The sequence below is a fragment of the Variovorax sp. P4_B11 genome (genome assembly GCF_056402355.1).
This window is the reverse complement of record NZ_JBFUHO010000069.1, coordinates 26,146-34,718: the sequence shown is the minus strand read 5'-3', so window position 1 is coordinate 34,718 and position 8,573 is coordinate 26,146. Positions and strand designations below refer to the sequence as shown.

Sequence of the window (8,573 nt, the reverse complement as noted above, 5' to 3'; positions counted from 1 at the left end):
GCCGTGACCCCGGAGACCGCGAAGAAGCTGGTGGCGCAAGGCCATGTAGTGCGGGTGCAATCGGGCGCCGGCGTGGCCGCCAGCGTCACCGATGCGGCCTACCAGGCCGCCGGTGCCGAGATCGCCGATGCCGCGGGGGCCTTCGGCTGCGACATCGTGCTCAAGGTGCGCAGCCCCGACGACCGCGAGTGCGCGCTGATGAAGCCGGGCACGGTGCTCATCGGCATGCTCAACCCCTTCGACGCCGCGGGCCTGCAGCGCCTGGCCGCGGCCGGCCTGACCGCCTTCGCGCTCGAGGCCGCCCCGCGCACCACCCGCGCCCAGAGCATGGACGTGCTGAGCTCGCAGGCCAATATCGCCGGCTACAAGGCCGTGATGATCGCGGCCGACCGCTACCAGCGCTTCTTCCCGATGCTGATGACGGCCGCCGGCACCGTGAAGGCGGCCCGGGTGGTGATCCTGGGCGTCGGGGTGGCCGGCCTGCAGGCCATCGCGACGGCCAAGCGCCTGGGCGCGGTGATCGAGGCCTCCGACGTGCGGCCCTCGGTCAAGGAGCAGATCGAGTCGCTGGGCGGCAAGTTCATCGAGGTCTCCTACGACACCGACGAAGAGAAAGAGGCCGCGGTCGGCGTCGGCGGCTACGCCAAGCCGATGCCCCCGAGCTGGCTGGCGCGCCAGCAGGTGGAGGTCGCCAAGCGCGTGGCGCTGGCCGACATCATGATCAGCACCGCGCTGATCCCGGGCCGCGCGGCGCCCACCCTGATCACCGAGGACATGGTCAAGTCGATGAAGCCGGGCTCGGTGATCGTCGACATCGCCGCCGGCAAGGGCCCCGACGGCGTGGGCGGCAACTGCCCGCTGTCCGAGGCCGACAAGACGGTGGTCAAGCACGGCGTGACCATCGTCGGCGAGACCAACCTGGCGGCGCTGGTGGCGGCCGATGCGTCCTCGCTCTATGCGCGCAACGTGCTCGACTTCCTCAAGCTGATCGTGGCCAAGGAAGGCACGCTCAAGATCGACCTCGAGGACGACATCGTCGCGGCCTGCCGCATGGCGCAGGACGGCCAGGTCACCAAGAAATAAGCACCGAGAACCCCCGGAGGAGCACCGCCATGGATCCCGTATCCCATACCGTCATCAACCTGATCATCTTCGTGCTGGCGATCTATGTCGGCTACCACGTGGTGTGGACCGTCACGCCGGCGCTGCACACGCCGCTGATGGCGGTCACCAATGCGATCTCGGCGATCGTGATCGTGGGCGCCATGCTCGCGGCCGCGCTGACCGAGACCGGCCTGGGCAAGACCATGGGCGTGCTGGCCGTGGCGCTGGCCGCGGTCAACGTCTTCGGCGGCTTCCTGGTCACCCGGCGCATGCTCGAGATGTTCAAGAAGAAGGACAAGAAGGCCGCGCCTGCCGGTGACAAGGGGAACGCAGCATGAGCATGAATGTCGTCACGCTGCTGTACCTGATCGCCAGCGTCTGCTTCATCCAGGCCCTGAAAGGGCTGAGTCACCCCACCACCTCGATCCGCGGCAACCTCTTCGGCATGGTCGGCATGGCGATCGCCATGCTGACCACCGCGGCGCTGATCGTCCAGCTCTCGGGCGGCAAGGCGATCGGCATGGCCTGGGTGCTGCTGGGCGTGGTGGTCGGCGGCGGCTACGGCGCCTACCGGGCCAAGACCGTCGAGATGACGCAGATGCCCGAGCTGGTGGCTTTCTTCCACAGCATGATCGGCCTGGCGGCCGTGTTCATTGCGGTCGCTGCGGTGGTCGAGCCCTGGGCCTTCGGCATCACGCCGCCGCCGGTGGCCGCTGCCGTCGGCGTGCAGACACCCGAGGGCGCCGCGATCATCGACGGTTTCCTGCGCTATGCGATTCCGGCGGGCAACCGGCTGGAACTCTTCCTGGGCGCGGCCATCGGCGCGATCACCTTCAGCGGCTCGGTGATCGCCTTCGGCAAGCTCTCGGGCAAGTACAAGTTYCGCCTGTTCCAGGGCGCGCCGGTGCAGTTCAAGGGCCAGCACATGCTGAACCTCATCCTGGGCCTGCTGACGATCGCGCTCGGCCTGCTGTACATGGCCACCGAGAGCTGGGCCGCCTTCCTCGCGATGGTGCTGCTGGCCTTCGTGATGGGCGTGCTGATCATCATCCCGATCGGCGGCGCCGACATGCCGGTGGTGGTCTCGATGCTCAACAGCTACTCGGGCTGGGCGGCCGCGGGCATCGGCTTCAGCCTGAACAACGCGATGCTGATCGTGGCCGGCTCGCTGGTGGGCWSCTCGGGYGCGATCCTGAGCTACATCATGTGCAAGGCGATGAACCGCTCGTTCTTCAACGTGATCCTGGGCGGCTTCGGCGGCGAGGCGGCCAGTGCGGCCACCGGCGCCAAGGAGCAGCGCCCGGTCAAGAGCGGCAGCGCCGACGACGCGGCCTTCGTGCTCTCCAAYGCCGAGACCGTGATCATCGTGCCGGGCTACGGCCTSGCGGTGGCCCGGGCCCAGCACGCGGTGAAGGAGCTCGCSGCCAAGCTCACCGAGCACGGCGTGACGGTSAAGTACGCSATCCATCCGGTGGCCGGGCGCATGCCGGGCCACATGAACGTGCTCTTGGCCGAGGCCGAGGTGCCCTACGACCAGGTGTTCGAGATGGAGGACATCAACGGCGAGTTCGGCCAGGCCGACGTGGCGATCATCCTGGGGGCCAACGACGTGGTGAACCCGGCGGCGCTGCAGAAGGGCACGCCGATCTACGGCATGCCGATCCTGGAGGCCTACAAGGCCAAGACCGTGATCGTGAACAAGCGCAGCATGGCCGCGGGCTACGCCGGCCTGGACAACGAGCTGTTCTACATGGACAAGACCCTGATGGTCTTCGGCGACGCCAAGAAGGTCGTCGAGGACATGGCCAAGGCGATCGAGTAGCGCTTGCCCGGGCGCGGGGCGGATATTCTTCAATCGAGCGCGACATCCCCGAGCGCAACGCCGCACATCTCGGCCAATACCTCGACAACGATGGCATGGTCCCGGCGTTGCGGCGCGCCGGAAACCGCGACGGCACCCACGCAATCGCCATGGACCACTCGAATTGGGAATCCGCCGCCGTGAACGGCATAGTCGCGCACCGGCAGTCGACTGTCTTGCTCGAGCGAGACACCTTCCTTCTCGAGTGATCTTCCGACCGCGTAAGAACTTCTTTGGAGCAACTCGACCGTGTTGCGCTTGCGTCGAGCCCAATCGGCGTTCTCTGGCTGGGTGCCCGGCATCGCAAAGAAAAAGACCGTCTCGCCCGCGTGGCGAATCTCGATGGTCAAGTTCACGCCGACCGCTTCGCAACGGGCCCGGAGCCTTGTCCCCAGTTCCCAAGCCACGGCGTTGTCGAAGTGGGTGAGACGAAGGCGCCGCTCCTGTTGAGCCATGCGCTCCAGATCTTGATCGATATTCATTCGATACGCCTTGCTGACTGCTCGACCAGGACTGCGGACACCCCCGATCCTGCGCCGTTCGTTGAAGTGGATGTCGCTAGGCAATGCGCCCGAGGATATGGTCGACGGCTTTCTCGGCGACCATGATGGTCGGCGCGTTCGTATTGCACGAAGGAACACGTGGCATGACGGAAGCATCGACGACCCGCAGCCCTTGCATGCCTATCACGCGCAAGTCGGGGGACACGACGCTTGCCGGGTCACTCTCGGGCCCTATCCGGCAGGTACCGACGGGGTGATGATCCGTCTTCGCATTGGCACACGCATAGTCGAAGAGGTCCTGGTCGCTCGAGAGGCGCGTGCCTGGAAGGATCTCGGTTTGAACGTAGCGGTGCATTGCCGCCTGCGACAGGATCTCGCGCGCCAGCCGCAGCCCCTTGATCGACATCTCCCGGTCGTGGGGATCCGACCAATAGTTGGGATCCAGAAGCGGCGCAGCCGCGGGGTCCTGGCTCGCGAGCCGCACCGTGCCGCGAGAACGTGGCCGGAGGTATGCCGTATTGAGCGTGACTCCGGCATTCTGCAGTTTCGCCATTCCCGCCTCGATACCCGACCCCAGGCCCAGGTGAAACTGGATGTCGGGCGAGCGCGCGTTGGCGTTCGGATCGGCGTACCAGAAGCCTCCGGTCTCGAAGAGACTCGACGCGACCGGCCCCGTCTTGAGCAGCAAGTACTGCAGGCCCGCCAACGCGGCATGCTGGGGCTTGTTGAACTTGTCATAGGTGTGATCGCCGGTGCACTCCGCGATGACGAACAGGTCCAGATGATCCTGCAGGTTGCCCCCCACACCCGGCAGGTCATGCACCACCGGCACGCCGACCGCACGCAGGTGGTCGGCGGGTCCGATCCCCGATTGCATCAGGAGCTTCGGAGAGCCGATGGCGCCGGACGAAACGACGACTTCCCGGTCGGCCCGAATCAGGCGCGGCCTCGCGTTGTCGGCGCTCACGATCTCGACGCCAATGGCGCGACCGCGCTCCGTGACGATGCGCAGCGCGCGCGTGTTCATCATCACGCGCAGGTTCGATCGTGCCCGAACCTGCTTGTCGAGGAATCCCGTCGATGTCGACGATCGGCGCGCGTTCAGTTGCGTGAGCTGGTAGTAGCCGAGCCCGTCCTGCCTGGCACCATTGAAGTCGGGGTTGAAGGGGATGCCGAGCTCCTGCCCTGCCTGAAAGAAGGCCTCGCAAATCGGCAACGGGCTGATGGGGTTGGAGACGCCCAGAGGCCCGCCGTAGGCGTGGAATTCGTTCGCGAATCGCTGGTTGTTCTCTGATCGCTTGAAGTAGGGCAGGACGTCGCGGTAGGACCAGCCTCTGGCGCCCTCCTCGCTCACCCACTCGTCGTAATCCGCCGCAGCGCCACGCGTATACAGCTGCGCATTGATCGATGAACCGCCGCCGATCACCTTCGCCTGAGTGAAGCGCAGCACACGGTCCTTCAGGTGCTTCTGAGGCACGGTGTGCCAGCCCCAGGATCCGATGCCACGGGTCATCTTCGCAAAGCCGGCAGGCATATGGAAGAAAGGATGCCGGTCGGAGCCGCCTGCCTCGAGCAGCAGCACCCTGATGGAGGGGTCGGCGCTCAGCCGGCTCGCCAAGACGCACCCCGCGGAACCGCCGCCGGTGATGATGTAGTCGTAGCTCTCGGTGGTCATAGTCTTGGAATCGAAAGGGCGCCGTCGACATGCACGACGCTGCCGGTTGAAAAGCCCAGCTGCCCGCCGGCCAACGCCGACACGGCGCGCGCCACATCCTCTGGATACCCCCAGCGCCCCATGGGGACGAGACCCTCCGCGATCCGTTGGTCATAGGCGCCGGCCACGCCCTCGGTCATTGGCGTTCGGATCACGCCGGGGCGGACCTCGAAGACACCGATGCCCAGGGGCGCCAGCCGCAGCGCGAACAGCTTTGTCAGCATGCCGAGGCCGGATTTCGACAGGCAATACTCGCCGCGTTCGACCGAGGCCATCTCGACGCTGACCGAAGAGACGGTGACGATCGCGCGGGGTCCCGGCGACGGCGTATCCACCATGTGGCGTGCGACGGCCTGCGTGAAGAAGAAGGTGCCGCGCAGGTTGACGTCGAGCACCCGGTCGAACGACGCGGTCGTCACGTCCAGAAGGTCGCCACGGCTCGGTGCGGGGATCCCGGCGTTGTTGACGAGGCAAGAGATGGGGCCGCGCCAGTCGACGACGCGAGCTATCACGCTCGCGTGATCCTCGACACGGCCCAGGTCCGACTCGAAGATCCGGGCCTCCCCGCCATGCTCGACGATGCCGGCCAGCGTGGGCTCGGCACCGCTCGCATCGATGTCAGTCAGGGCGATGTCGAAGCCGCGAGAGGCGAGTTCGATCGCAATGCCCGCGCCAATGCCGCGTCGGGCGCCGGTCACAACGGCCAGAGGCCTCGGGGTGTTCATTGCAAAACCTCCGTACGCAGATGGTGGCCGACCCGCAGCGCCTGGGCCGCGATGGTCAGGGCCGGATTGACCGCGGCCGACGAGGGGAAGAAGCTCGCGTCGACCACGTACAGGTTGTCGTGGTCCCAGGCCTTGCACAGGGGATCGAGCGCCGAGGTCGCCGGGTCACGGCCGAAGCGCACGGTGCCGCACTGGTGCGAAGGCGTGTCCATCGTGAAGGGCTTGGTCAACACGATCGGATAGCCGGTGCGCCGGATGATTCCGGCGGCTTTGCGCACCCACTTGCGATGCGCGCCCATGTTGGTCCGCTGCCAGCGCAGGTCGACGCTGCCGTCCGCGTTGACACGCACCGTGCTGTCACGGTGCGGGAGATCTTCGGACATCACGTACCAATCGACACTGTGCGAGGCCAACCACCGGCGCACGGCGCGCGGCGTCCAGGCGGGCATGGCCCCGCGCAGGATGGGCTCGCTCAACTTGCCGAGCAGCTGCAGGTTCCCGAGCGGCGGCCCGCTCCCACCTTCGTCGGCGTCGCCGAAGTAGTAGTCGTTCAGCGACAGCGTCTTCGGAAACCGGGTGTCGTTGCGCCGGGTCGGATGAAGGGCCATCAAGCCGGTGCAGTTGTGGTTCATGAAATGCCGACCCACCACGTCGCTGGAGTTCGCCAGCCCGCGAGGATGGCGATCGTTGGCAGACCGTTGCAACAGGGCTGCGGAGTTGACTGCGCCCGCACTGAGCACGAACAGGCCGGCACGAATGCGCGACCTCAGGCCCCGCTCCTGGATCTCTGCCGCCACGATGCGCCGGCCGGTCCCATCCGTGATCAATCGCTCGACCATCGTCTCGCTGCGCAACTCGACGTTCGGCTGCAACAGCGCCGGGCGCACCAGGCACATCTCGGCATCCCCCTTGGCATCGATCCGGCAGGGGAACGCATCGCAAGTGCCGCAGCGCTGGCATCGACCGCCGGGGCCCAAGTCCACTGCTGCCGGCATCGGGAACGGATGCAGGCCCTGCGCCTTCAATCGTCGCTCGATGTCGGCCAGGATCGGCTCGTGCGGAATGGGCGCATGCGCGTACGGAGCGCTGCGTGGCGCCTCGGTCGGGTCGATTCCCGCCTGTCCACGCACTCCGAACAGATTCTCGGCCTGGCCATACCAGGCCTCCAGCTCCTCATAGCCAATGGGCCACGCTGTGGTGGCTCCATCTTCGAGATCGTGCGCAAGAAAGTCGCGCTCCCGGAAGCGGAACATGGCGGTGCCGTAAAACTTGGTATGGCCGCCGACGAAATAGTATTGCCCCGGCCTGAAACGACGCGCGCCGCTCGTCCACGTTTCCGTGCTGCGGTAGCGCAGGTCGACGAACACCGACTCGGCGCTCCAGTTCTCGGGTTCGCGCGGCAGCACGGGGCCACGCTCCAGGATCAGGACGCGCGCGCGGGTGCCGGCCAATTGCCGGGCAACGGCCCCGCCGCCGACCCCGGAGCCGATGATCACCACGTCGTAGTCGCGCGCTGTCATGGCCGTCACGCAATCAGCATCTCGGTCTTGGCGTCGAAGCACACCAGCTTCGACAGATCGACGAGGAAGCGCGCGTTCTGCTCCGGCTTCAACGGCGCATCGGGCTCCAGGCGCACGGTGAACTCGCTGCCCCCCAGGTTCAGGACCACCAGGGTATCCGCGCCGGTCGGCTCGATGACTTCCACCCTGGCATCGACAAAGCACTGCAACGGCCCGGCGACCATGCCGTCCCGCGCGAGGCTCACGGCTTCGGCGCGAATCCCGGCGATGACTTCCTGGCCAGCGTAAGCCTGCAACGCGGCCAAGTTCACGGGCGGCGGCAGCGGAATGCTCACACGCGGACTTTGGCCCGACTGGATCACCAGGCTCGAGGCACCCTCCGCAACGGCCATGCGCGCCTTGACGAGATTCATGCGCGGAGAGCCCATGAAGCTGGCGACGAAGGTATTGGCCGGGCGGTTGTAGACCTCGTACGGGGTGCCGAGCTGCTGCAGCACACCGCCTTTCATCACGGCGATCCTCGTCGCCAGCGTCATCGCCTCGATCTGGTCGTGGGTCACGTAGACGATCGTCGCCTTCAGTCGCTGATGCAGCTTCTTAATCTCGGTGCGCATGTCCACGCGAAGCTGCGCATCGAGATTCGAGAGTGGTTCGTCGAAAAGGTACAGCTGCGGCTCCCGGGCGAGCGCACGCCCGATGGCGACGCGCTGTCGCTGGCCGCCCGAGAGCTGGCGTGGTTTGCGGTCGAGCAGATGCTCGATCTGAAGAAGCTTCGAAACCGACTTGACACGCTCGGCCCGCGCCGATTTCTCCAACTTCCGCATCTCCAGCGGGAACTCGATATTCTTCGCAACGGTCATGTTCGGGTACAGCGCGTACGACTGGAACACCATCGAGATGTTTCGCTCCGCCGGTGCGACATTCGTGATGTCGCGGCCCTGGAGGCTCAATGATCCGCTCGTCGGTTCTTCGAGCCCCGCGATGATGTTCATCAGCGTACTCTTGCCGCAGCCGGAGGGGCCGACGAGCACGAGGAACTCGCCGTCGAGCAAGCCGATGGAGATGTCGTGCAGGATCTTGACGGGGCCGAAGCTCTTCTGCACGTTGACGAGATCGAGGGATGCCATGGATGTCTCCTGAAGAGGG

8 protein-coding genes are annotated in these 8,573 nt (G+C 66.3%); 3 read left to right on the top strand and 5 right to left on the bottom strand.

Annotated elements, in window-relative coordinates:
* From AC1DYD_RS35060 to AC1DYD_RS35050, 3 genes are all read left to right on the top strand, one after another.
* Positions 1–1,083: NAD(P) transhydrogenase subunit alpha (locus AC1DYD_RS35060; protein WP_478177339.1), on the top strand; the 1,083-nt coding region annotated here is incomplete at its 5' end.
* Positions 1,084–1,112: 29 nt separating this feature from the next.
* The gene (locus AC1DYD_RS35055) at positions 1,113–1,442 is read left to right on the top strand and encodes an NAD(P) transhydrogenase subunit alpha part 2 (RefSeq protein ID WP_301811134.1); all 330 of its coding nucleotides are present in this window, start codon (positions 1,113–1,115) and stop codon (positions 1,440–1,442) included.
* Entirely contained in the window at positions 1,439–2,926 is a 1,488-nt protein-coding gene (locus AC1DYD_RS35050) for an NAD(P)(+) transhydrogenase (Re/Si-specific) subunit beta (RefSeq protein WP_478177338.1), read from the top strand. The genes AC1DYD_RS35055 and AC1DYD_RS35050 overlap by 4 nt, the downstream gene beginning before the upstream one ends.
* A 29-nt stretch (positions 2,927–2,955) precedes the next feature.
* Here the strand turns inward: AC1DYD_RS35050 and AC1DYD_RS35045 are convergent, their stop codons facing one another.
* The 5 genes from AC1DYD_RS35045 to AC1DYD_RS35025 form a co-directional block, all read right to left on the bottom strand.
* Positions 2,956–3,447, bottom strand: coding sequence for a heme-degrading domain-containing protein (locus AC1DYD_RS35045; protein WP_478177337.1), 492 nt, complete (start codon positions 3,445–3,447; stop codon positions 2,956–2,958).
* A gap of 76 nt (positions 3,448–3,523) precedes the next feature.
* Positions 3,524–5,143: a GMC family oxidoreductase gene (locus tag AC1DYD_RS35040; RefSeq protein WP_478177336.1), complete on the bottom strand. Its 1,620-nt coding sequence runs from the start codon at positions 5,141–5,143 to the stop codon at positions 3,524–3,526.
* Positions 5,140–5,907 (bottom strand): 3-ketoacyl-ACP reductase, encoded by a 768-nt coding sequence (locus AC1DYD_RS35035; RefSeq protein ID WP_478177335.1) that lies wholly within the window; start codon positions 5,905–5,907, stop codon positions 5,140–5,142. Before AC1DYD_RS35035 ends, AC1DYD_RS35040 begins: the two co-directional genes overlap by 4 nt.
* Positions 5,904–7,427: a GMC oxidoreductase gene (locus tag AC1DYD_RS35030; protein ID WP_478177342.1), complete on the bottom strand. Its 1,524-nt coding sequence runs from the start codon at positions 7,425–7,427 to the stop codon at positions 5,904–5,906. Before AC1DYD_RS35030 ends, AC1DYD_RS35035 begins: the two co-directional genes overlap by 4 nt.
* Before the next feature lie 5 nt (positions 7,428–7,432).
* A complete protein-coding gene (locus AC1DYD_RS35025; RefSeq protein WP_478177334.1) occupies positions 7,433–8,554 on the bottom strand; it encodes an ABC transporter ATP-binding protein in 1,122 nt (373 codons plus the stop codon).
* Positions 8,555–8,573: the final 19 nt, after the last annotated feature.

Excerpts from the sequence above, each read along its gene's own strand:
- AC1DYD_RS35055 (WP_301811134.1), top strand. The coding sequence starts at position 1,113 with ATGGATCCCGTATCCCATACCGTCATCAACCTGATCATCTTCGTGCTG.
- AC1DYD_RS35045 (WP_478177337.1), bottom strand. The coding sequence starts at position 3,447 with ATGAATATCGATCAAGATCTGGAGCGCATGGCTCAACAGGAGCGGCGC.
- AC1DYD_RS35040 (WP_478177336.1), bottom strand. The coding sequence starts at position 5,143 with ATGACCACCGAGAGCTACGACTACATCATCACCGGCGGCGGTTCCGCG.
- AC1DYD_RS35035 (WP_478177335.1), bottom strand. The coding sequence starts at position 5,907 with ATGAACACCCCGAGGCCTCTGGCCGTTGTGACCGGCGCCCGACGCGGC.
- AC1DYD_RS35030 (WP_478177342.1), bottom strand. The coding sequence starts at position 7,427 with ATGACAGCGCGCGACTACGACGTGGTGATCATCGGCTCCGGGGTCGGC.
- AC1DYD_RS35025 (WP_478177334.1), bottom strand. The coding sequence starts at position 8,554 with ATGGCATCCCTCGATCTCGTCAACGTGCAGAAGAGCTTCGGCCCCGTC.